The following is a 22,571-nucleotide window of genomic DNA, read 5'->3' as shown; positions in this document are numbered from 1 at the left end:
CAATTTTCTCTGCACAGCTACAGTGGGGCCATGACCAGCGCTCCACCACCGGAACAGCTCGATCCGGACGCCCTCAAAGCCGTCACGCACCCGTTGCGCCGCCGGATCCTCGGCGTGCTCTCCACGGGGCCGGCGACGGCCACGAAGCTCGCCCGAGCCCTGGGTGAAAACACCGGCGCGACCAGCTACCACCTGCGAGAGCTGGCCCGGTTCGGGTTCGTCGAAGACGTCCCGGAGCTCGCGCGGGGCAAGGAACGGTGGTGGCGGACGCGGCCGCGGGACATCCGGTGGCCGCGCCGCAGTGAGCAGAGCGCCGAATCCCGGATGCTGTTCGACGACATGCAGCGGCAGGGGTTCGAGGACGACCTCGAAAAGCTCAACCGGTACGCGGAAACGCGCGAGGAGCTGCCCGGCGACTGGCCGGACGCACTGCTCTACGCGCGCGGCGGTACCTGGCTCACCACGGACGAGCTCAAGCAGTTTTGGGACGACTACATGGAGCTGTTCCGCCGGTACTGGCGAAGCGAGGACGACCGGTCACCGGAGGCGCGGCGCGTGCTCGTGCGCTGGCTCGCGTTCCCGGATCCAGGGGAATGACATGACACCAGGGGGTTTTCCATGCGAAAGGCAGTTCTACTGGCCGGGGTGATCTTGGCGGTCACGGCGCTCGCGCCACCGGCGTCGGCCGCGGACGTGACCAACGACGACGTCACCTTCACCAACGGCGGGGTGACCTTGCACGGCACGGTCGTCGCGCCGCCCGGCGGCAAGAAGCTGCCGGGCCTGGTGATGGTCCACGGCTCGGGGGAACACCGCCGGGACGACTACCGCGATCAGGCCGAATCCTTTGCACGGCAGGGCATCGCCACCCTCATCTACGACAAGCGCACCGAAGGCTATTCGCAGTTCGAACGGTCGTACTCGACCCTCGCGGACGACACGCTCGCCGCTGTTTCGGTACTGCGCAAGCGATCCGACGTCGATCCGGCGCGGGTCGGCGTCTGGGGGCTGAGCGAAGGCGGCTGGGTGGCGCCACTGGCGGCTGCGCGTTCTTCGGACGTCGCCTTCGTCGTGACACTCGGCGCAAACGGGGTCGAGCCGTCGCGGCAACAGTCGTGGGCGGTCGAGAACCAGTTGCGGCGGCTGGGAATGGATGGCTCGCTCGTGCGGATGGCGTCGTCGACGATGCTGCGCCAGCTGTCCGGCGGCGGGGTGTTCCCGGAGGCGCACTACGACCCGGTGCCGGTGCTGAAGAGCCTGCGCCAGCCGGTGCTCGGCGTGTGGGGCGCGAAGGACATCCTGACGCCGCCGGGGGAAGCGGTCCGGATCTTCCGGGAATCGGTGGCACACCACACGTTGCGGGTGTTCCCGGACGCGCAGCACCAGCTGCGCCGGACCACCGACGGCTTCGACAAGCTGCCCGGGTACGCGCCCGGCTACCTCGAACTCGTGGGCAGCTGGGTGAAGAACCCGCCGAGCGCGTCGACGGCCGACGCACCGCCGGCGCAGGATCGGCCGAGCACCGCCGTCACCCCGCTCGCCTGGTACGAGTCGACGTGGCTGCAGCTCGCCGTGCTGGCGTTCCTGCTGGTGGCGTTCGCCTGGTACCCGCTGGTCCGGCGCGGGGCCGCCGCACGGCCGGCCCGCTGGCTGTCGGCGACCGGACTGCTCGCCGTGCTCGGGTTCCTGGTCGTCGACGTGCTGATCCAGCTGTCGATGGGCAAGGGCCTGGGTCCGGTCGTCGCCGGCCGTCCGCTGCCGTGGCTGGCCCTGCAGCTCCTGTCGCTGGGTGCGGTGGCCGCCACCATCGGCACGGCGGTGGCGTGGTGGCGGAACCGCGGTTTCCGGCTCGGCCTTCTGCTGGCCGGCGGCGTGGTGTTCGTCCCGTGGGCGATCTACTGGGGCCTGCTGGGCGTCTAGGCGGAGTAGCCCTTCGGCGGGATCAGCGTCGCGAGCTGGTTGAAGGTCAGCCAGTAGATCTGGTTCCCGCCGAAGTTCGCCGGGTCGGCGATCTTCACGGTCATGTCGGAGCTGTCGTACCCGATGACCGTGAAGTAGTGGTAAATCGTGTAGTTCGGGTAGCCCGGCGGGTGGTTGTTCGCGGGCGCGACGATGTTGGCGACGATCGGGTAGCCGTTGTTGATGTCCAGCACGATGTCCCGCCAGAGCAGGTCCCGCTGGGCCTGGGTGGGTGGGTCGTTCGGCATTTCCTTGGTCTCGTACCAGGAGGTGCCGAGGTCCCGGTTCAGGACGCCGGTGACCTGGCCGATCCAGTCGGTGCCGTTGGTGGTGGTGCCGAGCTGCGCGGCGAGGGTGCCCTGGCTCGGCAGGTTCGACGTCCGCGCGGACAGGGCGATCCGCGTGGCGGCCGGCCCGCACCAGTAGCCGGTTTCCTGGACCTGGTATTGGATGTTGAGGACGGCTTCGGTGGTGGCCTCGGCCGCGGCGGGCAGGGCGACGAGCCCCATCGCGGCCACGAGCGTGACGAAGCCCAGGCGGAATCTGCGCATGACGGTCCTTCCCCAGTTGCGACGCCGGTTGGCCAGCGCCTCACCTGTGGATGATCTCGGCAAGATCCGACGTTTGTCCCTCACCTGGCCCTGGATGGATCACGACGAAAGTAGGTTCGGCCGTGAACGCTCGCGAACGCTGCGGGCAACTGGGGGCATGCAGGTGATCCACGAGGGCTCGGAGCTCTGGGGGCACGACCGTCCGGACCTGGGCGGACCCGAGCCCGGGCCGGCGTTCGGGCGGCTCTTCGACGCCCACGCCGCGCAGCTGCGGCGGTACCTGGCCCGCCGCGTCGGGGCCGAACCGGCGAACGACCTCGTCGCCGAGACCTTCCTCGTCGCGCTGCGGCGGCGGGAGTCCTACCGGCCCGAGCTGGGCACCGCCCGGTCGTGGCTCTACGGCATCGCCACCAACCTGCTGCGCCACCACGTGCGGTCCGAACTGCGCGGGCTGCAGGCCACCGCGCGGCTCGCGAGGACCGGCGAAGCGAGTCACGCGGGCCACGACGGCCGCGTCGCCGAGCAGGTCGACGCCCAGGTGCGGGCCGCGCAGCTGGCCGGTGCGCTGGCCCGGCTCAGCCCGGCCGACCGCGACACGCTGCTGCTCGTGTCGTGGGCCGGGCTCGAGCCGGCCGAGGTCGCCGAGGCGCTGGGCATCCCGCCGGGTACCGTCCGGTCGCGGTTGCACCGGATCAGACGCTGGCTCAGGACGAACGCCCCGACCCCCGAGGAGGTGCAGGACCTTGCGTGAAGACAACGTCCGGAAGATCTGGTCCGAAGCCGAACTCGACGCGGCGCTCGAGGACCTGAACAGCGACGTCGGCGAAGACGACGGGCTCGCGTTCGCCCGCGCGTCCCTGCTCGCGGCGGCCGGCGTCGAGGAGGCTCCGCCCGCCCGACCGCGCACGAGCGGGGCGTGGCGGTGGCTCGCGGTGGCCGCGGCCGTCGTCACCCTGGTCGGCGGCCTCGGTGTCGCCGCCGCTGTGTGGGCGCCCGACCCGCCGGAGACGTCGCGGCCCGCCGGGCCCGCCGCCGATCCCGACCGCCCGCTCGCACCCGGTGAGTTCCACTACGCCGAGCAGCGCGACTGGACGACGTACTTCGGCAAGACGTTCGCGATCAAGGCCGAGCGGCGCGTCGAGCTCTGGATCCCGGCCGACCCCACCGGCGTGTGGCACCGGCGCACGACGCTGGCGGCGCAGCCGCACTGGGCGGACGGCCGGTCCGCCGAACCGCTCCCCGAGCCCGTCGACGAGTACGGGCCCGGTGGGGTGTTCCCCGGCCGGCCGAACTTTTCCGGGGAGAGCAAGCCGTTCTGGAACACGCCGTTCACGAACTGGCTGAGCCCGGACGCCGCGTTCGTCGCTTCCCTCGTCCCCGACACGGAGAAGCTGCTCAAGCGGCTGCGGTTCGACACGGTCGACGTCAAGGATCCCGGGCAGGGCCGGGCGCACTCCGCCACGGAGTCGCTCGGCATGGCGCGCAGCGCGCTGGCGACCGGCCTGCTCCGGCCGGACGTCCGGTTCGCGCTGATCGACGCGCTCGCCGCCATCCCGAACATCCTCGTCGTCCCGCAGCGGACGACGCCGGACAACCGGCCGGCCACCGTCTACGTGGCCAAGGAGACCGGCGTGCGGCTGTTCGTCGACCCCGCGACCGCGCGGCTGCTGGCCGCGGACATCTCACCGGCGACGGTGATCACCGGCCGGACCGAGGTGCCGATCAGCACGGGCGTGCCCCCGCCGAACTCGGTGGCGCCGAACACCACGACCACGCGGTTCCCCCTGGGCCCGGACCGGCACGACGCCCCGGACGCGCAGTACTTCTACGACATCACGCGCACCTCCGGGTGATCAGCGCGCATGGCCGGCCGCGTTCAGCGCGTCCGCGACGTTCGCGACCTCCAGCACCCGGATCCCGGCGGGCGGCTTGCCCGAGTCCGGCGGAACCAGCGCGTGCGTGAACCCGAGCCGGGCCGCCTCCGCCAGGCGGCGACCCACGCTCGGCACGCGCCGGATCTCGCCCGCCAGCCCGACCTCGCCCACCGAGACGAGCCGCGGCGACAGGGCGACGTCGCCGAAGCTCGACGTCAGCGCCAGCACGAGCGCCAGGTCGATGCCCGGTTCGGTGATCTTCATGCCGCCGACGGTGGCCGCGTAGACGTCCTTGTCGCCGAGCTTGAGCCCGCCGCGCTTCTCCAGCACCGCGAGCACCATGGCGACCCGCGCGGAGTCGAGGCCGCTGACCGCGCGCCGCGGCTGCGGGGCCGCCGTCGACGACACCAGCGCCTGGACCTCGCCCAGCAGCGGCCGCTTGCCCTCCAGCGAGACGGTGATCGCCGTGCCGGACACCGGCTCGGCGGTGCGGCTCATGAACAGCCCCGACGGGTCCGGCACCCCGACGATGCCTTCTTCCTGCAGTTCGAAGCAGCCGATCTCGTCGGCCGCGCCGAACCGGTTCTTGATGCCGCGGACCATCCGCAGGGTCGAGTGCTTGTCGCCCTCGAACTGCAGCACGACGTCCACCAGGTGCTCCAGCACGCGCGGGCCGGCCACCGAGCCGTCCTTCGTGACGTGCCCCACGAGCACCACCGGCAGCCCGCGCTCCTTGGCCAGCGCGACCAGCCCGGACGTCACCGCGCGGACCTGCGTCACCCCGCCGGGCGAGCCGTCGACCTGCGGCGACGCCATGGTCTGCACCGAGTCGACGATCAGCACGCCGGGCTTGACGTCGTCGACGTGCCCGAGGATGGCGGAAAGGTCGCTCTCGGCGGCCAGGTACATCCGCTCGTGGACGTTGCCCGTTCGCTCGGCGCGCAACCGGACCTGGCCCGCGGATTCCTCACCGGTGACGTAGAGGGACCGGTCGACCGTCTTCGCCCACTGGTAGGCGACTTCGAGCAGCAGGGTCGACTTGCCAACGCCGGGCTCACCGGCGAGCAGCACCACCGCACCCGGCACCAGGCCACCGCCGAGCACCCGGTCGAGCTCCGGCACCCCCGTTCGCCGGGCGCGCGCGGCTTCGACGTCGACCTCGCCGATCGGCCGCGCGGGCGCACTCGGCGCCCCGGCGGCGACGCGCTGGATGGCCGGCTTCGCGGGTGCGCCGCGCTCCTCGAACGAGCCCCATTCCTGGCACTCCGGACAGCGGCCCAGCCACTTGGCCGCTTCGTACCCGCAGCTCCCGCAGCGGTAGGTGGTCCCTTTCTTCACCCCGCGAGGCTATCGGCGACCACCGACAAAACCGGGGACCCCCGGCCCGGAGCCTCTCGGCGGAGGAGGAATCCGCTCGCCGGAAGGCGCTCATCCGAGAACTCGGCGGCCACCCCGGCCGAGCGCGCCGACCATGGGCAGCGCACACCAGAAGGTTCTGCCGAAGCCCGAAAGGCCCGGCCGGACCTGCCTCGGAGAGGCGGTCGGCGTGGGAGCCCGGCGGCGGGCCGGTCGAACCCACCAGCCGCGGGCGGCGGGCCGGAGTCCCGACCCGGGCCGCTCACCATCGGCGGGCGGACCTACCCCCGGAGTCCGACCCGGGCCGCTCGCCATCGGCGGGCGGACCTACTCCTTCCGGAGTCCCCGACCCGGGCCACTCACCATCGGCGGGCGGCGGGCGCGACCTACTCCTTGGCGTGCGCCGGCGCCGCGACCGGCAGCTCGACCGTCACCGGCCCGGCGTTCTGGAAGACGAACGTGACCTTGATGACCTGGCCCGGCCAGAGCGGCTGCTTCAGCGCGGGCAGCGTCACGGTGGCCTGGCCGATCTTCTCCGGTGCGGTCGGCGTCGCGGCCGGGCCGGACGACGGGACCTCGGAGGTGGCCGTCGCGGTCAGGTTGTTGCCCGGGCTGTTGGTGGCCGAGCTGCTGCCGGTCGGCGTGGCGGTGGAGGTCGGCGTGCTCGGCGACGACGTTGGCGCGCCGGTGGACTGCACCTCGTTCGTCGACTCGACGGCGTCGTCCGGGCCGATCACCAGCGAGTGCATGGCGACGACGGTCTTGGAGCCCTCGATGGTCGCCTGGGTGCCGTCTTCGGTGGTCACCGAGACGAGCGAGTCGTCCTGGGCGCCCCGGTTGACGATCGTCAGGGTCAGCTTCGGGGTGGCGCCGGCCGCGTAGCCCGGGCCCGACGTCGGGTACTGGACGGCCGCGTTGCGCAGGTCGATGGTCTTGACCTGGGCGTGCGTGCCGTTGACCGCGGGCTGCTGCGAGTCGGTCTGGGTGATCTGGCCGGCCCCGCACCCGGCGAGCACGAGCGCGGCACCGAGCGCCAGCACGCCCGCGCCGAGCACGCGACGATTCTGCAGCCTCACGTCGCAGTCCTTCCCTTTTCACGGCCTCGTCGCCCCGAAGACTAGCCGGGGTCGATCTCCGCCGCGGAACGGGTGTGCGTTGCCGGGGCGCGGCGACCAAGATCAACCGTCCACAAAGGAATTCCCAGCCTGTGACGAAACGCTTCCCCGCTACCTGCGTGAGCACGGGGGTCCGACGTTTGTCAACCCCCGGCCAGGCCGCTGACCTGCGAGGACGAGTCCGGCCCGCTAGGTGGGCACTGGCGGCCCGTGCTAGGATGGAGTCAGCGAAAGGGGCAGAGGACACATGGTTTTCAAGGTCGGAGAGACCGTCGTCTACCCGCACCACGGTGCCGCACTCATCGAAGCCATCGAGACCCGTGTGATCAAGGGCGAGGAAAAGAAGTACCTCGTCCTCAAGGTCGCGCAAGGGGATCTCACGGTTCGCGTGCCCGCAGACAACGCCGAAATCGTCGGCGTCCGCGATGTCGTCGGGCAAGAAGGACTGGACAAGGTCTTCGACGTTCTGCGTGCTCCGCACACCGAAGAGCCCACCAACTGGTCTCGTCGGTACAAGGCCAACCTCGAGAAGCTCGCCTCCGGCGATGTGAACAAGGTGGCCGAAGTGGTGCGCGACCTCTGGCGGCGAGAGAAGGACCGCGGACTTTCAGCCGGTGAGAAGCGCATGCTGGCGAAGGCGCGGCAAATTCTGGTCAGCGAGCTCGCGCTCGCGGAGGGCACCGACGAGGACAAGGCTGAGGTCCTCCTCGACGAAGTTCTGGAAACCGCGACGGTCTGAGCACCGCCAGGTGCCCTGCCCTTGCGGGAGGGTGGGTGCCTCTACGATCGCGTACCGATGAACGTCGTCGCGATCGTGACCGTCGCACATCATGCCTCCGACGGAGAGTCAGCTCTCACGCCGGTCCATGGTGAGGCGCTACTCACGCACACCGTGCGGGGGCTGCTCGGCGTACCGGAGATCGATCTGGTGCTCGTAGCGGCCCCCCAACGGTGTGCTTCGTCGTTTTCCGAGGCCGTCCGCGGTCTCGGCTGCCGGGTGGTGCCCGGCACACTCCGGCAGGCCTTCGCCGCCGTCGAGCCCGAACTCGCCCGTGACTCAGTTGTACTCCTCCACGACGCGCTGCGGGCCTTCATCCATGCGCAAACAGTCCGTGACGTGATCAGCGCGGTCCGTGACGGCGAGCCGGTCGTCGTGCCGGTGCTGCCGATGGCAGACACGGTGAAGGTGACCGACGCGGCTTCGCTGATCGTCGGCACCCAGGACCGTTCGCGCCTGCGCACCCTCCAGACTCCGGTGGGCTACGCGTTCGGGGCGTTCCGGCCCGATCTCGCGCCGGCCGGCGCGGCGACGGTCGAGGGCCACCCGGACGCGATGCGCGTCACCACCGAGTTCGAACTGTCCCTGGCCGAGGCGATCGCGGCGGCACCGAAGAACGAGGAGACGCTGTGAGGATCGGCAACGGCGTGGACGTCCACCCGGTCGAAAAGGGCCGCGAGTGCTGGATGGCGGGCCTGTTGTGGCCGGAGGCGGACGGCTGCGCGGGCCATTCGGACGGAGACGTCGCAGCGCACGCGCTGTGCGACGCCCTCCTGTCGGCGGCCGGCCTCGGCGACCTGGGCGCGGTGTTCGGCACGGGCGACCCCCGCATGGACGGCGCCCACGGGACGGACATGCTGGCCGAGGTCCGCGGCCTGATCGAGGCGGCGGGCTGGCGGGTGGCGAACGCCACGGTCCAGATCGTGGGCAACTCCCCGCGCGTCGGCAAGCGGCGCGACGAGGCCCAGAAGGTGCTGTCGGAGGCGGTGGGCGGCCCGGTGAGCGTGTCGGGCACAACCTCGGACGGCCTCGGGTTGACGGGCCGCGGCGAGGGCATCGCGGCCTTCGCGACGGCGCTGCTGCTCGCGGCGGAATAGGCCCTCACCCGCGCCCGTTCGGCGTGATATGGCCCTCACTCTCTCGGACGACGTCCGCGCGCTGATCGACGGGAAGAACTTCGCCACGGTCGCCACCCTCGATCCCGACGGGAGCCCGCAGACCTCCGTCGTCTGGGTCGGGCTCGACGACGGCGAGCTCGTCTTCAGCGCGACCGAGGACCGGCGGAAGGTCCGCAACCTGCGGCGCGATCCCCGCATCAGCGTCTCCATCACCGACGCCGAGAACCCCTACCGGCACACGCAGCTGCGCGGCCGCGTCACCATCACCCCCGACCCCGGCAAGACGCTGCCCAAGACACTCAGCCACAAGTACCTCGCCGAGGATCCGCCGCCCGAGGGCGCCGATGTCCAGCGGGTGGTCGTGCGCCTGAAAACCGAGAAGATCGCCGGCAACGTGAAATAGGGTCCAGACCATGGCTGTGACTTTCAACGAGGCCACCAAGGCCCTCCTCGACGGCACCAACTACCCCGTCGTCGCCACGACCAACTCCGACGGCTCCCCGCAGAGCTCGGTCGTCTGGGCGCGCCGGGACGGGGACACCGTCGTCTTCGCGACCGTCCAGGGCCGCCGCAAGGAACGCAACATCCGGCGCGACCCGCGCGTGTCGATCTCGGTCTTCGACCTGGCCGATCCGGAGAACTACGTCGAGATCCGCGGGCGCGCCGAGGTCACCGTCGAGGGTGGCCGCGAGCTGATCGACGAGCTCTCGCGCAAGTACGTCGGCAAGGACTTCCCGCCCGAGCCGGCCGACGTCGTGCGCGTGCTGGTGCGGGTTGTCCCCGAACACATCACAGGGCATTCGGCCTGAGGGTCCGGTTAGGGTGGAAACCATGACGATCAGGGCGGTGTTGTTCGACTTCTCCGGCACGCTCTTCCGGCTCGAGCAGGACGAGTCCTGGCTCACCGCACTGACGAACCACAACGGTGACCCGCTCGACATCGAGGCGCAGGCCGAGCTGATGCGCCGGATGACCGCCCCGGTCGGGCAGGTCGTCGAGCTCGACGCCGAGCACCTGCACGCGTGGCACCACCGGGACCGGGACCCCGAGCTGCACCGGAAGGTGTACCTCGAGGTGCTCAAGAAGTCCGGCGTCCCGCACGCGGACCAGGCGAAGGCGCTGTACGACCGGCTCATCGATCCCAGCCAGTGGACGCCGTACCCGGACACCGAAGCCGCGCTCAAGGCCGCTGCCGAGCGGGGCCTGAAGGTCGGCGTGCTGAGCAACATCGCCTTCGACATCCGGCCCGCCTTCGCCGCCCGCGGGTGGGACGCCTACGTCGACGCCTTCGTGCTGTCCTTCGAGGTCGGCGCGGTCAAACCGGAGCTGGAGATCTTCCGCAAGGCCGTCGAGTCGCTCGGCGTCCCGGCGACCGAGACGCTGATGGTCGGCGACAGCGAGGAAGCCGATGGCGGCGCTCGCGCCCTGGGCTGCGAGTTCGCGCTGGTCGACCCGCTGCCCACGGCCGAGCGGCCGGACGCCCTGCTCACGGCGTTGCGCACCCACGGCGCCGGCTGAGGGCCAGAGATATTCCTCTCGCCCGACCCCGTACCCTTTGAGGGTGGCCCTTCACCTTTTCGACACAGCGACCCGGAGCGTACGGGAGTTCCACCCCGTCCGTAGCGGAACAGCGTCGATCTACGTGTGCGGGGCCACCGTGCAGGGCGTGCCGCACATCGGGCACGTCCGCGGCGTCCTGAACTACGACGTCCTGCGCCGCTGGCTCGTCCACAGTGGACTGGACGTGCTGCTGGTCCGCAACGTCACGGACATCGACGACAAGATCCTGACCAAGGCCGCCGAGAACGAGCGGCCCTGGTGGGAGTGGGGCGCGACGCACGAGCGCGCCTTCGAAACCGCGTACGAGCAGCTGGGCTGCCTGCCGCCGTCGATCAACCCGCGCGCGACCGGGCACGTCACCCAGATGGTCGAGCTGATGGAGCGCCTCATCGAGAGCGGCCACGGCTACGTCGCGGACGGCGACGTCTACTTCTCGGTCAAGTCGTTCGACGACTACGGCAAGCTCTCCGGCCAGGTCCTCGAGGACGTCCAGCAGGGCGAGACGCCGACCCGCGGCAAGCGCGACCCGCGCGACTTCACCATGTGGAAGAGCGCGAAGCCGGGCGAGCCGTCGTGGCCGACGCCGTGGGGGCAGGGCCGGCCGGGCTGGCACCTGGAGTGCTCGGCGATGGCGACGGCGTACCTCGGGCGTGAGTTCGACATCCACGGCGGCGGCATCGACCTGGTCTTCCCGCACCACGAAAACGAGCGCGCCCAGTCGAACGCGGCCGGCGACGCCTTCGCGCGGTTCTGGCTGCACAACGCCTGGGTGACCATGTCGGGCGAGAAGATGTCGAAGTCGCTCGGCAACACCGTGTCGATCCCGGCGATGCTGGACCGCTACCGGGCCCCGGAGCTGCGGTACTACCTGGTCCAGCCGCACTACCGGTCGACGATCGAGTACTCCGACGCGGCGGTCTCCGAGGCCGCGCAGGGCTACCGGCGGATCGAGACGTTCCTGCGCCGCGCCGCCCAGGCGGGCGAAGTGACGATCGGCACGATCCCCGAGGCGTTCGCGAACGCGCTCGACGACGACCTCGCCACCCCGCAGGCGTTCGCCGTGGTCCACACCACGGTCCGGGACGGTAACGCCGCCCTCGACGCGGGCGACACCTCCAAGGCACTCGAATTCGCCGCGGCCGTCCGCGCGATGACCGACGTGCTCGGCCTCGACCCGCTGTCCGCGCGCTGGTCCGAGGCGGGCGGTTCCGACACGCCCACCCAGGAAGCGCTGGCCCGGATCGTCGAAGGGCTGCTGGCCGAGCGCCAGCAGGCCCGGGCCGAGAAGGACTTCGCCCGCGCGGACGCCGCCCGTGACCGCCTTTCGCAGGCGGGCATCGTGGTGGAGGACACCCCCAACGGTCCTCAGTGGACTGTGAAGTCCGACTGAACCGGCTTTCTAGGCAAGGAACTTTCACCATGGCAGGCAATTCGCGGCGCCAGGGCGCGATCCGCAAGACGGGCACCAAGAAGGGTGCCGTCGTCGGCTCGGGCGGTCAGCGCCGCAAGGCCCTCGAAGGCAAGGGGCCGACCCCGAAGGCGGAGGACCGTCCCGGGCACAAGGCCTACCGCCAGGCGAACGCCCAGACCAAGCGCGACCAGGCCCGGCAGCGGAAGGCCGACAAGCCGGAGCTGATCGCCGGGCGCAACCCGGTGGTCGAGGCGCTGCGCGCGGACGTCCCGGGCACGGCGCTGTACGTCGCGCTGAACATCGACATCGACGAGCGCGTCAACGAGGCCGTCCGGCTGGCCGGCGACAAGGGCATCTCCATCCTGGAGATCCCGCGCGAGGAGCTGGACCGCAAGACGAACCGGGCCATGCACCAGGGCCTGGGCCTGCAGGTTCCGCCGTTCGAGTACGCCCACCCGGACGACCTGATGGCGGTGGCCCGCAACTCGGGCCAGACGCCGCTGTTCGTCGCGCTGGACGGCGTCACCGATCCCCGCAACCTGGGCGCGGTGATCCGCTCGGCGGCCGCGTTCGGGGCGCAGGGCGTGCTGCTGCCGGAGCGGCGCAGCGCGGGCATGACCGCGGTGGCGTGGCGCACGAGCGCGGGCACGGCGGCGAAGCTGCCGATCGCGGTGGCGACGAACCTGACGCGCCAGCTCAAGGCGTGGGCGAACGAAGGCCTGATGCTGGTCGGCCTGGACGCCGACGGGTCGGTCGACATCGACGAGCTGGAGCTGGCGGCGGACCCGCTGGTCATCGTGCTGGGCTCGGAGGGCCGCGGACTGTCCCGCCTGGTCCGCGAGACGTGCGACGCCACGGTGTCGATCCCGATGGCGGCGGGCGTCGAGTCGTTGAACGCCTCGGTGGCGGCGGGCGTCCTGCTCGCGGAGGTGGCGCGCCGCCGTCGTGCCGCCGGGCGGGTCTGACCCCGGTCACCCAGCCGGGTTAAGGTCACCGTCGGATAAACCGAGGGGACCCGATGTCGTTCGTTTCGCCGCTCTTCCTGTGGTACTTCATGCCGGCGGTGCTCATCGCCGTGCTGGTGTGCCCGCGGAGCTGGCGGAACGGCATCATCGCGGTGGCGAGCCTGCTGTTCTACACGATCGGTGCGGGCGCGTTCGTGTTCCTGCTGCTCGGCTGCATGGTGGTCAACTTCCTGGTCGGCCCCCTCCTGGCGCCCAGCCCGTGGGACGTCCACGGCGTCCGCCGGCGCCGGATCCTCATCGCGGTGGTGGCGCTGGACGTCGCGGTACTGCTGATCTGGAAGTACGCGGGCTTCGCCACCCAGCAGATCGCGGCGGTGGCCCACTGGTTCGGCGGCAGCGTGCCGGTGGCGAGCCTGGTGGTGCCGATCGGCATCTCGTTCTACACGTTCCACCACATCTCGTACGTGGTCGACATCTACCGCGGGGAGCGCCAGGCCCTGCGCAACCCGGTGGCGTTCACGGCGTACATCGCGATGTTCCCGCAGCTGGTGGCGGGCCCGATCGTGCGGTACCGGGAGATCGCGGACCAGCTGCCCCAGCTGCGCTCCCATCGCCTGGACGACATCGCGGCGGGCTTCCCGAGGTTCGCACTGGGCCTGTGCAAGAAGGCGATCATCGCGGACTCGCTGGGCCCGCTGGTGGACGCGTGTTTCAAGGTCCCCCCGGACCAGATGACGTTCGCAACGGCCTGGCTGGGTGCGATCGGCTACACGCTCCAGCTGTTCTTCGACTTCTCGGGTTATTCCGATATGGCCATCGGCCTGGGCCGCATGCTGGGCTTCCGGTTGCCGGAGAACTTCGCGAGGCCGTATTCCTCGGTGACGATCACGGAGTTCTGGCGCCGCTGGCACATGAGCTTGAGCCGCTGGTTCCGCGACTACGTGTACATCCCCCTGGGCGGCAACCGCCACGGAGCGGCCAAGACGTACCGGAACCTGTGCATCGTGTTCGTGTTGACGGGCTTCTGGCACGGAGCCCAATGGACGTTCCTGGTCTGGGGCTGCTACCACGGAGCGCTCCTGGTGATCGAGCGCCGGTTCGGCCTGGACCTGGACCCGTCAACGCCCTGGAAACGCCACCTGCGCCGAGCGTTGACGATGCTGCTGGTGGTGTTCGGCTGGGTGTTCTTCAGGTCCCCGGACATCGGACACGCGCTGTCGATGATCGGCCACATGCTGATCCCCGACTTCTCCGGCCTGGGGCCCAGTGTGGAGCAGGCGTTCACCAACCAGCGCCTGGTTTTGCTGCTGGCGGCATTGGCGGTGTTCGCCCTCCCGGCCCACCCGGTGACGGGCCCGTTGCTCGAGTCGAGCCGAAGCCGCCCGGCAACGGCGCTGAGAATCGGAGTGATGACGGCGGGCCTGCTGTACGCGGCAATCCTGATCGCGACAGGAACGTTCAGCCCGTTCTTGTACTACCAGTTCTGAGCAAAAGCATCCCCGCCAACCACACCCCCTGCCGAACCGATACGCGGCCGCTGAACAATCCGGCGTTCGGGCGGGAGGGGTGAACCCTGCCGACAATTCGTCCCGAGCCAGCGCCCTCGTCCCCATCGCCTGAGCGAGCCGAAACACTGACCCGAACGGCTTAACCGTGACACCCTGACCGGGTGCTGACCACCCGCTACCTCTTCCTCACCCGCCACGCGGAGGCGGCGCCGGACGGAAGACTGACGGACGCGGGTCGGCGCCAGGCCGTCCTCCTCGGGCGACGCCTCCGGGACGTCCCGGTGACGGCGATCCACCACGGCCCGCTCCTCCGCACCACCGAAACGGCCCACCTCATCGCGAGTCAGCTGCCCAGCGTCCCCGTCCACACCGAGAAGGCGGCAGGCGACTTCGTCCCGTACACGCCGAAGCGCGAGGAGCTCCCCGAGACCTCCGGCGACCTCCTGCTGGCCTTCGCCCGTCAACTCCCGCCCGCCGACGAAGAACTCGCCGCCGAAGCCGAACGCCGGTTCAGCGGGCCCGTTCCCGGGGCCGAGCCGCGGTACGACGTGCTCGTCACGCACAACTTCCTCGTCGGCTGGCTCGTCCGCGCCGCGCAGGACGCCCCGCCGTGGCGGTGGCTCACCCTGACCCACGCCAACGCCGGCCTCACCGTCATCCAGTACTCGCCGGGACGCCCCGCGGCCCTCTTGACCTACAACGACCTGAGCCACCTCCCCGCCGAACTCCGCTGGACCGGCTTTCCGCCCGACTTTTACGTTCCGTAATCGGCGACCACAAGAAGTGACCACCGCGTAAATCGGCTCTCGCCCGAACGGCCCAGCGTGTCAGGATGCGCGGATGAATCCCGCGCCAACGCCGACGTCCGATCGGCTGAGCGACTACCTCGCGGCCGACGCCGTCGTCGATCACGGACACCCGTCGATCCGGGCGTTGGCCGGCACCCTGCGTCCCGTGGACGGCGATCCCGTCGAAGCCGCGAAAACCGCGTTCCTCTTCGTGCGCGACGAGGTCGAACACGTCATCGACGCCGCCGACCCGCGCGTCACCTGGCGGGCCTCGGACGTCCTGCGTGAGCGCGTCGGGATCTGCTACGCGAAGGCCCACCTGCTCGCCGCTTTGCTGCGCGCACAAGGGATTCCGGCCGGGTTTTGCTACCAGGAGCTCTCCGCGCTGCACGGGCTGAATGCCGTTCACCTGCACGGTAAGTGGTCGCGGCTGGACGCGCGGGGCAACCGCACCGGCGCCGGCGGCGAGTTTTCGCTCGACGCGGAAAAACTGGCCTGGCCGGTGGACACCGCCGCCGGCGAACGCGATCACCCGGAGATCCACCCGGCCCCCGCACCGGCCGTGGTGGATTTCCTGATGACCGCCGCACCAGGCCCCGGCTGGTACGAAAACAGCCTGCCCCGCACGCTTTGATCATGGTTTTCCGGCATTTTCGGAAAACCGGCCGATCCGGTAAATTATTGCCGAGAGTGACGTCTGTCCGTCAGTCTTGTCCCCCGAACTTCTTATTTCGCACACCCCGGGACGGGCGTAAAGTGACTCCCCGCGCTCGAACAGACACTTTACGCATACGTCCGTTCGGGTGGTTCGAGGGAGGTGAAGCACGTGGCCGCGGCTGGCGGACGCCTCCGCCGTACCCCACTGCAAGAGATCTTCTGGACCAGGACGAGCCTGCTCCTCACGGTGCTCGTCGTGGTCGCCGGCCTGAGCCTGTGGATCGCCGGCCTGATGGACCCCGGCACCGGGAAGAACCTGGTGACGTCGCTGGGCACCGGCACCCTGATCTCCGCGATCGTCGGGTTCGGCCAGACCCTGATCACCGCGAGCGCGTCGCAGAAGGCGCTCGTGACCCCGGTGATCGAGGAGAGCCGGCGCGCGTTGGAGGACCTGAGCGCCGAGTACCGCGCGCTGAACAAGGAGTTCTTCCCGACCGACGTCTTCGAGGCGACGACCGATCCCGACCCCGCGTTCAACCGCGCGCTGATGGCCGACCTCGACGCGACCCGGCAGTACTTCTTCCGCGGGTTCTCCGGTCGCCACGCGGCCGCCCGGCTGCTGCTTTCCCGCACCGAGCGGGAACTGCGGGCGGTCATCGCCGATCCGCGCGACGCGAGTTCGATCAGCGGGCGCGCCCGCTACCTGCTGCGCCGTGAGGCGGCCGACGTCGACTCCGAGCAGATCCAGAGCCGGCTCGACGAAGAGATCAAGATCGGGCTCGTCGGCCTCTTCCTGGCGCGCAGCCGCTGCGCGTCGGTCGACATCACCGTGGTCGCCGACCCGCCGCTGGACCGGCTCGAGATGTTCGACGACAGCGTGTGGGTGTCGCTCTACAGCGACGTCCGCGGCGCCACGAAGCTGTACCCGCGGTCCCTGCGATTCACCGAAGGTTCCTTCCTCTACAACATGGAACGCGCCGAATTCGTGCGCGTCTCGCAGTCCCGGACCGGCCGCCACTTCCGCATCACGTCCGCGACGACGCGGACGGATTTCCTCGCGCTGTTCGAGAAGATCACCGGATCCCCGTTGTCCGAGGAGCAGTTCCGCGAGCTGGAGGGCAAGTTCCACGCCTTCCGCGCGGAGTTCTCCGCAGTCGCCGAGCTAGGGAGCTGACCTTGCTCACCCGCCTGTCCCCCCTGTCCGAACTGGCCACGCGCCTGCGCACGGCCGGATTCCCGCTCGCCGCGGACTGGCGCGCGGTCGACGGCTGGTTCCGGCCGTGGGCCGCCCAGTCCGGCCTGCGGGACGAACTGCGCACGCAGCTGCGCGCTTTGTCCGCCGCGCAGGCCACCAAGGTCCTGCGCTCGTCCCGCGAAACGACCACCCACTTCGCCTGGTGCCTGCTCGATTCGCCGTCCGACCCGTTTTCCTTCTGGCTGCACGAATACAAGGCGCAGCAGGACTGGCGGGAGGGGTACGCCGATTCCGTGCACAACCACCGGTACCACTTCTGCACCACGATCCTCCGTGGTGACTACCTGCACGAGCGGTACGAGACGACGATCGACGCCGGCACCGGGCTGATCGCGTCCGCGCGGTTGCGGCGCCGGACGCTCTGCGCGGCCGGCGCGTGCGCCACCATGCTGGCCGACGAATTCCACCGGATCCCCGAAGCGGCCACCGGAACGATGACTTTCCTCGTTAAATCACGCCCGGTGAGCAGTTTCAGCTTGTCTTTCGATCCGGCCAGCGGAATCGGTCATCGTCACGTTCCGGTCGAGGTCCGATTGGGGGAATTGGCCGACCGCATCTAGCTACACACCGGCGTCAGCGGCGCTTACCATTACTCCACCCGTCTGAACACCACGGCCGGGATGGGAGAGGTGTATGCGCACGCAGGAAAGCACGATCGACCACGTGATCGTCGACGCCGTCGAGAACCGGGTGCACCGGCTCTGCCGGCAGTACGCCGACCGGCTGCAGTTCCACGGCTGGCACCACGTCAGTTTCGTCCGCGCGAAGGCGGCCGGTTTCGCCCGGCACAACGGCGCCGACGAGGCGGTGGTGCAGGTCGCCGCGCTGGTGCACGACGTCAACTACCTGGTGCTCCGGAACTCACCGGCCGCGGCGGGCCGCAGCCTGCGGCTGGAAATCCTCGCCGAATGCGGTGTCCCGCCGCGGATCGCGCGGTGGATCGACGAGATCGTCGACGAAGCCGAAATGGCCACCCGCGGCCGGGACATTTCGCTGGAAGCGCAGGCCCTGAGCGACGCGGACACGTTGTTCAAGGCGTTGCCGGTGACGCCGGTGGTGCTGGCGCACCGGTATTTGCGCGAAAACGGCCTGAGCCTGCGCGAGCTGGCCGACAAGATCGTCGGCGAACAGTGCGACGTCCATGACGAGGGCTATTACTTCTACAACCCGGAGGCGGCGGCGACGTACTCCCACTGGGCGACGGCCAACCTGCAGCTGTGGCAGTGCATCAAGGAGGCGGTCGACGACCCGACGGTGGCGGAGCTGCTGGACGCGGTGGCGTCCTAGCCCTGCCCGTAGCCCCGCAGCCGTTCGACGACGTTCGCCACCTCGGGCGGCGGCAGCAGGCTGGGCCGGCCGGCGCTCTGGGCGAGCAGCCACACGCGGCAGGCCCATTCGAGCTGCTGGGCCCGGTGGTAGGCGGCTTCGAGGCCGTCGCCGTAGGTGAGAGTGCCGTGGTTGGCCATGAGGCAGCCCCGGCGTCCTTCGAGCGCCTCCAGCACGGCGGCCGCGAGCTCCGGCGTGCCGTAGGTGGCGTAGCGCGCAACGCGCACCGAGGGCCCGACGGTGGCGACGATGTAGTGGATCGGAGGAACCTCGCGCACCAGGGTGGAGACGGCGGTGGCGTGCGGCGAGTGCGTGTGCACGACGGCGGTCACGGGCTCACCGTCGGGATCGCGGACGTCCCAGTAAACGGACAGGTGCATGGGGAGTTCGCTGGTCGGCTTGAGCGCCCCGTCGACGACCTGCCCGCCGAGGTCGACGACGGGGATGTCGGCGGGGGTGAGGCTCGCGTAGGGAACCCCGGTGGGCGTGACGGCGACGAGATCACCGCCCCGCACGGAGACGTTCCCGGAGGTGCCGACGACCAGGCCGTCACCGACCATCCGGCGCGCATAGGCGCACACGGCGGCCCGCTCGGTCTCGAGGATCATGCGCAGGGTCCTGTCTCGTGGGTGATCGGCATCTGCAGACTGCCAGTCACCCCCGAGTGTCGGCCACCTCCCCGGCCGGGGGATTCACGCGCTGTGCCGGGTGGGCTGGGCTCCCGTGATCCGTGGGCAACCCAGCCCGGTGTGGGCGACTAAGCCTTGGCCGGAGCCGCGGGAGAAGCGGGAGAAGCCTTCGGCGCCGGAGCCGGCTTCCGGTCCCCGTTCGCAGCCGGAGCCGGAGCTGCAGCCGGCTTCTCGGCCGAGGCAGCGTCCTCCGGCGGTGCCAGCAAGCGCATGGCTTCCTTCACTGCCTCATCCGTCGCCGCGATTCGGTCGGCCACCTTGGCCCTCAGGTCCAGGGCCAGCTTCCGGTTCTGGTCCGCCGAAGCCTGCGACGCCTGCGCCGAAGCCAGGGCCGCCTCCGTCTCCTGCTTCTTCCGCGCGAACTCCTCCTCGAAGGCCTTCTTCCGCGCGGCCAGCTCCTCCGCCGCCTTCCGGTCCGCTTCCTCGCGCAGCGCCGCCGCCGCCTCCTCGGCTGCCGCGTCCGCTTCCTTGCGTGCCCTCTCGGCCGCCGCCGCCTGCTCTACCCTCTTCGCCCCGGCCGCCGCGTTCAGCTTCTCGATCTCGCCCTTGGCCTGCGACAGCAGGCGCGCGCGCTCTTCCTCCGCGTCCTTCGCCAGCTTGTCGGCCGTGCGGCGGGTCTCGTGCGCGTACTTGTCCGCCTGGTCGCGGGTCGAAGCCGCGTCCGCCTCCGCCGCCGAACGGAGGTCCGCGATCTCCTCCTCGGCGAGCTGCATCATCATGCGGACGCGCTCGGCCATGGCTCCCGCGCCGGACGGGCTCGAGCTCATCCTGGCCAGGGCGGCCTTCGTCTCGGCCAGCTCCTTCTGCGCGTACGCGAGGGCCTTCGTCAGATCCGCGGACGTCGCGACGGCGTCGTCGCGGTTGCGGGATGTCTCGCGAAGCTCCTTGGTCAGCTCGGCGAGACGCTCGTCTACCTGACGCTGGTTGTACCCGCGGACACCCACGGCGAACTGGGCGGTCTTCGGGGCGGACTGGGGCTTCTCAGGCGCGACCATCGGGCCACCTTAATGAGCCGGGGACCTTCGATGCGTACCGCCAAAAGGATGCATCACGATTTCGGTAACCCGTCGTGACGCATGGCATTCCACCCGGCCTGGCACCGAGCCGCTAACGTGCGCGCGTGGACTTCGGCACGCACTGGCAGGTGTACGTCACCATGCCGGTCATCGCGGCGCTGATCGGCTACGTCACCAAGCGCGTCGCCATCGAGATGATGTTCCGGCCGCTCGAGTTCGTGGGCGTCAAGCCGTTCCTCGGCTGGCAGGGCGTGCTGCCCGCGAACGCCGAGCGGATGGCGGCCACCGCCACCGAGATGCTGACGACCACCCTCGTCGACCCGAAGGAGATCTTCGCCCGGCTCGACCCGGCCGAGGTGGCGAAGGAGATCGAGCAGCCGCTGCTCCGGGTCGTCGAGGACGTCACCCGCGAGGTGATGGAGACCTACCAGCCGCGGCTGTGGGAGGTCCTGCCGAACAGCGCGCAGCAGCTGCTGCTCAAGCGCGTCCAGGCCGAGGCGCCGAAGGCGATCACGAAGATCATGCGGGAGATCGCCGGCAACATCGAGGACGTCCTCGACCTCAAGCACATGGTCGTGACGAACCTGGTCCGCGACAAGGCGCTGCTGAACCGGCTGATCCGGGACATCTCCCGGCCCGAAATGCGGTTCATCGCCCGTTCGGGGCTCGCGTTCGGGTTCGCCCTCGGCTGCGTCCAGCTCGTCGTGTGGGCGCTGACGAAGTCGCCGATCGTGCTGCCGCTGTTCGGCCTCGGCATCGGCTGGCTCACCGACTGGCTGGCCCTGAAGATGATCTTCCTGCCGCGCGAGCCGAAGCGGTTCTTCGGCCTCTACACCTGGCAGGGCGTCTTCCAGAAGCGGCGCGACCAGGTGGCCGCCGACTACGGCGACATGATCGCGCGCGAGATCATCACCATCCCGAACCTCCTGGAAGCGGTGCTGCGCGGCCCGAAGTCCGACAAGCTGTTCGCGCTGATCACCCGCGAGGTGCAGAAGACGATCGACGCGCAGGCGAGCGTCGTCAAGCCGTTCGTCGCCATGGCCGTCGGCACGAAACGGTTCCAGGAGATGAAGCAGACGGCGGCGGCGAAGGCCGCGGAGCGCGTCCCGGAGACGATCCGGCACGCCGAGGACTACGCGGTCAACGCCCTCGACGTGCGCAACACGATCGTCGACCGGATGAAGCGGCTGAGCGCGCTCGAGTTCGAGCAGCTGCTGCGGCCGGCCTTCCGGCAGGACGAGTGGAAGCTGATCGCCGTCGGCGCGGTGATCGGCGGGCTCGTCGGGGAACTGCAGGTGCTCGCCCTGCTCGGGTAGCCGGTACGGTTTCGATCTCGGGATCGCGAGGAGGCCGGAATGGACGCTGTCCTGCACGACCTCGCCCTGCACTGGCCGCTTTACGCGGCGATGCCGTTCGTGGCCGCGCTGATCGGGTACGTCACCAAGCGCGTGGCCATCGAGATGATGTTCCGGCCCCTCGACTTCGTCGGGCTCCCGCCGCTGCTCGGCTGGCAGGGCGTCGTCCCGAAACACGGCGGGCGGATGGCCGCGGTCGCGACCGAGCTGCTCACGGCGAACCTGCTCGACCTCCGGGAGGTGCTCGAGCGGATCGACCCCGTCATCATCACCAGCGAGCTCGAGCAGCCGCTGCTGCGCGCGGTCGACCACACCGCGCGCGAGGTGCTGGCCGACCACCACCCGCGGCTGTGGGAGGTCCTGCCGACGCTGGCGCAGGAAATGCTGATCAAGCAGGTCCAGGCGTCGGCACCGCGGCTGGTCCGGGAGTTCCTCGACGACGTCCGCGAGAACCTCGACGAGGTCCTCGACGTCCAGCACATGACGGTCCAGCGGCTGACCCGGGACCGCGCGCTGCTGGTCCGGCTGATCCGCGAGACGTCCCGCCCGGAGATGGCGTTCATCGCCCGGATGGGGATCTACTTCGGGTTCGGGCTCGGCTTGGTCCAGACGATCGTGTGGGCGTTCACCCGCGAGCCGTGGGTGCTGCCGGTCTTCGGCGGCGTCATCGGGCTGTGCACGGACTGGCTGGCCATCAAGCTGATCTTCGTGCCCCGCGAGCCGGTGCGGGTGGGCCGGGTGATCTTCCAGGGCAAGTTCCAGCGCCGCCGCGCCGAGGTCGCGCGGCAGTACGGCGAGCTGATCGCGAAGGAGGTCCTCACGGTCCAGAACCTGCTGGACGCGATCCTGCGCGGCCCCCGCGCCGACCGCCTGGCCGCCCGGGTGGAGCACCTGGTGTCGGAAACGGTCGACGCGCAGATGCCCCTGGCCTGGACCGTCGGCGGCACCCGGCTGAAGGAGATGAAGCAGGCGGCGGCGCGGAAGGCCCTGGAGCAGCTGCCGGACACGGCCCGCTACGCCGAGGGGTACCTCACCGAGGCGATGGACGTCGCGAAGGTGATCGAGCAGCGGATGCTGGCGTTGACGCCGCTGGAGTTCGAGGGGTTGCTACGGCCGGCGTTCCGCCAGGACGAGTGGAAGCTGATCGCCGTCGGCGGGGTGATCGGGTTCGTGGTCGGCGAGCTGCAGGTCCTGCTGATGCTGGGCTGACAAGCGCCCCAATGTGGCGTTGGGTGCGTCCAGCGCACCCAATGTGGCGGGGGGGGGGGGGGGGGGGCCGAAATCGGCAGT

The 22,571-nt window shown here is 70.3% G+C and carries 25 protein-coding genes; 20 read left to right on the top strand and 5 right to left on the bottom strand.

All coding sequences use genetic code 11. The features are described 5' to 3' along the window. The first annotated feature begins 30 nt into the window (after positions 1-30). Both ACWEF6_RS32530 and ACWEF6_RS32525 read left to right on the top strand, forming a co-directional pair. Positions 31-597, top strand: coding sequence for an ArsR/SmtB family transcription factor (locus tag ACWEF6_RS32530; RefSeq protein ID WP_449686429.1), 567 nt, complete (start codon positions 31-33; stop codon positions 595-597). Positions 598-645: 48 nt separating this feature from the next. Further along, entirely contained in the window at positions 646-1,920 is a 1,275-nt protein-coding gene (locus tag ACWEF6_RS32525) for an alpha/beta hydrolase family protein (RefSeq protein ID WP_449686442.1), read from the top strand. On the opposite strand, the gene ACWEF6_RS32520 is transcribed toward ACWEF6_RS32525, so the two are convergent. After that, entirely contained in the window at positions 1,917-2,510 is a 594-nt protein-coding gene (locus tag ACWEF6_RS32520; protein WP_449686428.1) for a C39 family peptidase, read from the bottom strand. The two genes, ACWEF6_RS32525 and ACWEF6_RS32520, sit on opposite strands and share 4 nt — an antisense overlap. Before the next feature lie 157 nt (positions 2,511-2,667). Between ACWEF6_RS32520 and ACWEF6_RS32515 the strand changes: the two genes are divergently transcribed. Next, positions 2,668-3,261, top strand: a complete 594-nt coding sequence (locus tag ACWEF6_RS32515; RefSeq protein WP_310968944.1) for an RNA polymerase sigma factor — start codon at positions 2,668-2,670, stop codon at positions 3,259-3,261. After that, positions 3,254-4,363 carry a CU044_5270 family protein gene (locus ACWEF6_RS32510; RefSeq protein ID WP_449686427.1) on the top strand — a complete coding sequence of 370 codons (1,110 nt, stop codon included), beginning with the start codon at positions 3,254-3,256 and terminating at the stop codon, positions 4,361-4,363. The genes ACWEF6_RS32515 and ACWEF6_RS32510 overlap by 8 nt, the downstream gene beginning before the upstream one ends. Here ACWEF6_RS32510 and radA read toward each other — a convergent pair whose 3' ends face one another. Continuing rightward, positions 4,364-5,722, bottom strand: coding sequence for a DNA repair protein RadA (gene radA, locus ACWEF6_RS32505; RefSeq protein WP_310968947.1), 1,359 nt, complete (start codon positions 5,720-5,722; stop codon positions 4,364-4,366). Between the two features lie 404 nt (positions 5,723-6,126). Continuing rightward, on the bottom strand, positions 6,127-6,816 hold the full coding sequence (locus tag ACWEF6_RS32500; RefSeq protein WP_449686426.1) for a hypothetical protein: 690 nt from the start codon (positions 6,814-6,816) through the stop codon (positions 6,127-6,129). A 286-nt stretch (positions 6,817-7,102) separates the two neighbouring features. Between ACWEF6_RS32500 and ACWEF6_RS32495 the strand changes: the two genes are divergently transcribed. The 14 genes from ACWEF6_RS32495 to ACWEF6_RS32430 all read left to right on the top strand — a co-directional run bounded on the left by ACWEF6_RS32495 (position 7,103) and on the right by ACWEF6_RS32430 (position 18,182). Further along, positions 7,103-7,594, top strand: a complete 492-nt coding sequence (locus ACWEF6_RS32495; protein ID WP_004559016.1) for a CarD family transcriptional regulator — start codon at positions 7,103-7,105, stop codon at positions 7,592-7,594. A 57-nt stretch (positions 7,595-7,651) separates the two neighbouring features. Continuing rightward, positions 7,652-8,266, top strand: coding sequence for an IspD/TarI family cytidylyltransferase (locus ACWEF6_RS32490; RefSeq protein ID WP_449686425.1), 615 nt, complete (start codon positions 7,652-7,654; stop codon positions 8,264-8,266). Next, positions 8,263-8,730, top strand: coding sequence for a 2-C-methyl-D-erythritol 2,4-cyclodiphosphate synthase (gene ispF / locus ACWEF6_RS32485; RefSeq protein ID WP_449686424.1), 468 nt, complete (start codon positions 8,263-8,265; stop codon positions 8,728-8,730). Before ACWEF6_RS32490 ends, ispF begins: the two co-directional genes overlap by 4 nt. Positions 8,731-8,758: 28 nt before the next feature. After that, the gene (locus tag ACWEF6_RS32480) at positions 8,759-9,154 is read left to right on the top strand and encodes a PPOX class F420-dependent oxidoreductase (RefSeq protein WP_310968961.1); all 396 of its coding nucleotides are present in this window, start codon (positions 8,759-8,761) and stop codon (positions 9,152-9,154) included. Between the two features lie 10 nt (positions 9,155-9,164). Next, positions 9,165-9,560, top strand: coding sequence for a PPOX class F420-dependent oxidoreductase (locus tag ACWEF6_RS32475; protein WP_449686423.1), 396 nt, complete (start codon positions 9,165-9,167; stop codon positions 9,558-9,560). A 22-nt stretch (positions 9,561-9,582) separates the two neighbouring features. After that, positions 9,583-10,269 (top strand): HAD family hydrolase, encoded by a 687-nt coding sequence (locus tag ACWEF6_RS32470; RefSeq protein ID WP_449686422.1) that lies wholly within the window; start codon positions 9,583-9,585, stop codon positions 10,267-10,269. Positions 10,270-10,312: 43 nt separating this feature from the next. Next, entirely contained in the window at positions 10,313-11,701 is a 1,389-nt protein-coding gene (gene cysS, locus ACWEF6_RS32465) for a cysteine--tRNA ligase (protein WP_449686421.1), read from the top strand. A gap of 29 nt (positions 11,702-11,730) precedes the next feature. Beyond that, the gene (gene rlmB / locus ACWEF6_RS32460; RefSeq protein ID WP_449686420.1) at positions 11,731-12,687 is read left to right on the top strand and encodes a 23S rRNA (guanosine(2251)-2'-O)-methyltransferase RlmB; all 957 of its coding nucleotides are present in this window, start codon (positions 11,731-11,733) and stop codon (positions 12,685-12,687) included. A 53-nt stretch (positions 12,688-12,740) separates the two neighbouring features. Beyond that, positions 12,741-14,174, top strand: coding sequence for an MBOAT family O-acyltransferase (locus ACWEF6_RS32455; protein ID WP_449686419.1), 1,434 nt, complete (start codon positions 12,741-12,743; stop codon positions 14,172-14,174). A 182-nt stretch (positions 14,175-14,356) separates the two neighbouring features. Continuing rightward, complete coding sequence (locus ACWEF6_RS32450) at positions 14,357-14,962, top strand: histidine phosphatase family protein (RefSeq protein ID WP_449686418.1); 606 nt, start codon at positions 14,357-14,359, stop codon at positions 14,960-14,962. A 73-nt stretch (positions 14,963-15,035) separates the two neighbouring features. Then, on the top strand, positions 15,036-15,617 hold the full coding sequence (locus ACWEF6_RS32445) for a transglutaminase domain-containing protein (protein WP_449686417.1): 582 nt from the start codon (positions 15,036-15,038) through the stop codon (positions 15,615-15,617). Between the two features lie 183 nt (positions 15,618-15,800). Next, positions 15,801-16,814: a hypothetical protein gene (locus ACWEF6_RS32440; RefSeq protein ID WP_449686416.1), complete on the top strand. Its 1,014-nt coding sequence runs from the start codon at positions 15,801-15,803 to the stop codon at positions 16,812-16,814. A 2-nt stretch (positions 16,815-16,816) separates the two neighbouring features. Then, positions 16,817-17,455: a hypothetical protein gene (locus tag ACWEF6_RS32435; RefSeq protein WP_449686415.1), complete on the top strand. Its 639-nt coding sequence runs from the start codon at positions 16,817-16,819 to the stop codon at positions 17,453-17,455. A gap of 73 nt (positions 17,456-17,528) precedes the next feature. Continuing rightward, complete coding sequence (locus ACWEF6_RS32430; protein WP_449686414.1) at positions 17,529-18,182, top strand: HD domain-containing protein; 654 nt, start codon at positions 17,529-17,531, stop codon at positions 18,180-18,182. Here the strand turns inward: ACWEF6_RS32430 and ACWEF6_RS32425 are convergent. Beyond that, entirely contained in the window at positions 18,179-18,829 is a 651-nt protein-coding gene (locus tag ACWEF6_RS32425) for a class II aldolase/adducin family protein (RefSeq protein ID WP_449686413.1), read from the bottom strand. The two genes, ACWEF6_RS32430 and ACWEF6_RS32425, sit on opposite strands and share 4 nt — an antisense overlap. A 149-nt stretch (positions 18,830-18,978) precedes the next feature. Further along, positions 18,979-19,905 (bottom strand): hypothetical protein, encoded by a 927-nt coding sequence (locus ACWEF6_RS32420; RefSeq protein ID WP_449686412.1) that lies wholly within the window; start codon positions 19,903-19,905, stop codon positions 18,979-18,981. 161 nt (positions 19,906-20,066) lie between these two features. On the opposite strand from ACWEF6_RS32420, the gene ACWEF6_RS32415 reads away from it, so the two are divergent. Continuing rightward, positions 20,067-21,242 carry a DUF445 domain-containing protein gene (locus ACWEF6_RS32415; RefSeq protein ID WP_449686441.1) on the top strand — a complete coding sequence of 392 codons (1,176 nt, stop codon included), beginning with the start codon at positions 20,067-20,069 and terminating at the stop codon, positions 21,240-21,242. Positions 21,243-21,281: 39 nt separating this feature from the next. Beyond that, positions 21,282-22,490, top strand: coding sequence for a DUF445 domain-containing protein (locus tag ACWEF6_RS32410; RefSeq protein ID WP_449686411.1), 1,209 nt, complete (start codon positions 21,282-21,284; stop codon positions 22,488-22,490). Positions 22,491-22,571 lie beyond the last annotated feature (81 nt).

Source organism: Amycolatopsis sp. NPDC004772, from assembly GCF_053601215.1.
The sequence above is the reverse complement of the archived record's forward strand: the minus strand, read 5'-3'. Positions and strand labels throughout refer to the sequence as shown.

Bases quoted from the DNA above. Each gene is read 5' to 3' on its own strand.
- ACWEF6_RS32530 (WP_449686429.1), top strand. From the start codon at position 31: ATGACCAGCGCTCCACCACCGGAACAGCTCGATCCGGACGCCCTCAAA.
- ACWEF6_RS32520 (WP_449686428.1), bottom strand. From the start codon at position 2,510: ATGCGCAGATTCCGCCTGGGCTTCGTCACGCTCGTGGCCGCGATGGGG.
- ACWEF6_RS32515 (WP_310968944.1), top strand. From the start codon at position 2,668: ATGCAGGTGATCCACGAGGGCTCGGAGCTCTGGGGGCACGACCGTCCG.
- ACWEF6_RS32495 (WP_004559016.1), top strand. From the start codon at position 7,103: ATGGTTTTCAAGGTCGGAGAGACCGTCGTCTACCCGCACCACGGTGCC.
- ACWEF6_RS32490 (WP_449686425.1), top strand. From the start codon at position 7,652: ATGAACGTCGTCGCGATCGTGACCGTCGCACATCATGCCTCCGACGGA.
- ACWEF6_RS32480 (WP_310968961.1), top strand. From the start codon at position 8,759: ATGGCCCTCACTCTCTCGGACGACGTCCGCGCGCTGATCGACGGGAAG.
- ACWEF6_RS32475 (WP_449686423.1), top strand. From the start codon at position 9,165: ATGGCTGTGACTTTCAACGAGGCCACCAAGGCCCTCCTCGACGGCACC.
- ACWEF6_RS32470 (WP_449686422.1), top strand. From the start codon at position 9,583: ATGACGATCAGGGCGGTGTTGTTCGACTTCTCCGGCACGCTCTTCCGG.
- rlmB (WP_449686420.1), top strand. From the start codon at position 11,731: ATGGCAGGCAATTCGCGGCGCCAGGGCGCGATCCGCAAGACGGGCACC.
- ACWEF6_RS32455 (WP_449686419.1), top strand. From the start codon at position 12,741: ATGTCGTTCGTTTCGCCGCTCTTCCTGTGGTACTTCATGCCGGCGGTG.
- ACWEF6_RS32445 (WP_449686417.1), top strand. From the start codon at position 15,036: ATGAATCCCGCGCCAACGCCGACGTCCGATCGGCTGAGCGACTACCTC.
- ACWEF6_RS32430 (WP_449686414.1), top strand. From the start codon at position 17,529: ATGCGCACGCAGGAAAGCACGATCGACCACGTGATCGTCGACGCCGTC.
- ACWEF6_RS32425 (WP_449686413.1), bottom strand. From the start codon at position 18,829: ATGATCCTCGAGACCGAGCGGGCCGCCGTGTGCGCCTATGCGCGCCGG.
- ACWEF6_RS32420 (WP_449686412.1), bottom strand. From the start codon at position 19,905: ATGGTCGCGCCTGAGAAGCCCCAGTCCGCCCCGAAGACCGCCCAGTTC.
- ACWEF6_RS32415 (WP_449686441.1), top strand. From the start codon at position 20,067: ATGCCGGTCATCGCGGCGCTGATCGGCTACGTCACCAAGCGCGTCGCC.
- ACWEF6_RS32410 (WP_449686411.1), top strand. From the start codon at position 21,282: ATGGACGCTGTCCTGCACGACCTCGCCCTGCACTGGCCGCTTTACGCG.